This is a genomic window from Methylomonas rosea, assembly GCF_024505055.1.
GTDB lineage: Bacteria > Pseudomonadota > Gammaproteobacteria > Methylococcales > Methylomonadaceae > Methylomonas > Methylomonas rosea.
This window is the reverse complement of the sequence record NZ_JANIBL010000130.1, coordinates 1-2,241: the sequence shown is the minus strand read 5'-3', so window position 1 is coordinate 2,241 and position 2,241 is coordinate 1. Positions and strand designations below refer to the sequence as shown.

General features: G+C 61.6%; 2 protein-coding genes. Both read left to right on the top strand.

Annotated elements, in window-relative coordinates; translation table 11 throughout:
* On the top strand, positions 1–376 hold a 376-nt coding region (locus NP589_RS21405), incomplete at its 5' end, for an efflux RND transporter periplasmic adaptor subunit (protein WP_371929704.1).
* Between the two features lie 137 nt (positions 377–513).
* A partial coding sequence (locus NP589_RS21400) for an efflux RND transporter permease subunit (RefSeq protein WP_256608786.1) occupies positions 514–2,241 on the top strand: 1,728 nt, incomplete at its 3' end.

Genomic DNA, 2,241 nt, shown 5'->3' with positions numbered 1-2,241 from the left:
TGTGCGGATGACCGCGCCGACCGTGGACGACACCACCCGCAACGCGCTGGTCTACGTCGATATTGCCAACGCCGCCGCCAAGCCGGGTATGTATTTGCAAGGCAGCATCGCCGTCGGCGCGCAAGCTGCCTTGGTCGTGCCGCAGACCGCGTTAGTTTTGCGCGACGGTCGCGATTATTTGTTTGAAATCACCGACTCTTCCGGCTCGGTCGCCCCCGGCGCCAAGTCGGTGATTCAACGTAGCGTCGTCACCGGCCGCCGGGTCGGCGACTGGGTGGAAATCCGCGAGGGCATCGCCGGCGATGCCAGCTTGGTTGCCGGCGGCGGGGCGTTTTTGAAGGATGGCGACATCGTCAGTGTAACGCCCAAGATCTGAACCGCGCCGAAGCAATCCATCCGGTAGAGCGCCTGCGGGCGCCTGCCAACGGCAGCTTTTCAACCACGATGCCGAACGCATCACCCTTTATCAGCGCCCAAATACCACATCGCGGTCTTGGGCGCGGGAGCAAAATCATGAATTTTTCCGCATGGTCCATCCGCAAGCCGGTACCCAGTTTATTGTTGTTCGCGGTGCTGTCGATTCTGGGCGGCATGGGCCTGAAGCAATTGGGCAAACAAAACTTTCCGGACATTGAAGTGCCGACCATCACCGTCGCCGCTACCTTGGAAGGTGCGGCGCCGGCGCAGTTGGAAACCGAAGTGGCGCGCAAGATCGAAGACAAAATCGCTGCCATCGGCGGCGTCGAGCACGTGCGGACCACGATCACCGACGGCTCGGTTTTGATCAAGGTCGAGTTTAACATCGATAAAAATTCCGAAGAGGCGCTGAATCAGGTACGCAACGCGGTGGATGGTGCCCGCTCGGAATTGCCGTCGGCGATGGCTGCGCCTATCGTCTCCAAGACCACGACATCCGGCGGCGCGATTTTGACCTATGTGGTCAGCGCCGACAACATGGACGAAGCGGCTTTGTCGTGGTTCGTCGATAACGACGTCAGCAAGCGTTTGTTGGCGGTGACCGGCGTCGGCAAGGTGACCCGCACCGGCGGCGTGGATCGCGAGGTGCATGTTGATCTGGATCCGGTGCGGATGGCGGGCTTGGGCGCGTTGGTCAGCGAGGTGGCGACGCAACTGAATAAAGTTCAGCAAGATGCATCCGGCGGCCGCGGCGACATCGGCGGCGGCGTGCAATCGGTACGCACCTTAGGACGAGTAGCGACAGCCGGCGAGCTGCGCAACCTGGATATTCCGCTGGCCAACGGCAGCCACATCAAACTGGATCAAATCGCCAGCGTTACCGACACCATCGCCGAACGTTCCACCTACGCGACTTTGGACGGCAGGCCGGTGATCGGCTTCGACATCGTCCGCAACAAAGGCACCAGCGAAGTCACCGTGGCCGAAGCGGTGCGCGCCGCGTTGGCCGAGTTTGCCGCCGCGCATCCGCAAGTGCAAATCCGCGAAGCCTTCGACACCGTTCAGCCGGTCGAAGACAACTTCACCGGCTCCATGCATTTGCTTTACGAAGGCGCCTTCCTGGCCGTCATTGTAGTCTGGTGGTTTCTGCGGGATTGGCGGGCGACGCTGGTTGCGGCGGTCGCCTTGCCCTTGTCCATTCTGCCGACTTTCGCGGCGATGTGGTATTTCGGCTTCAGCTTGAACATCATCTCGTTGCTGGCCTTGGCCTTGGTAGTGGGGATTTTGGTGGACGACGCCATCGTCGAAATCGAAAATATCGTCCGCCACCTGCGGATGGGTAAGACGCCGCTGCAAGCGGCGATGGATGCTGCCGACGAGATCGGCTTCGCGGTGATCGCCACCACTTTTACGCTGGTGGCGGTGTTCTTGCCGACCGCGTTCATGGGCGGCGTAGCGGGCAAATTCTTTCGGCAATTCGGCGTGACCGCCGCCGCGGCGGTATTGGCCTCGTTGTTGGTGGCGCGTTTGCTGACGCCGATGATGGCGGCCTATCTGCTGAAGCCGCATCCGGAACGCGATAGCGGCGACAGCGCGGTGATGCGCATTTATCTAAGGGCGGTGGACTGGTGTCTGAGCCATCGCTTGGCGGTCGGCGTCGGCGTGGTGGTGTTCGTGGCCGGTTCGCTGAGTTTGATGCCTTTGTTGCCCACTGGCTTCGTGCCGGCGGCGGACAATAGTCAAACCAAGGTGGCGTTGGAATTGCCGCCCGGCAGCACGCTGGCGCAAACCCGCCATATCGCCGCCGAGGCCGAACGCCGCTTA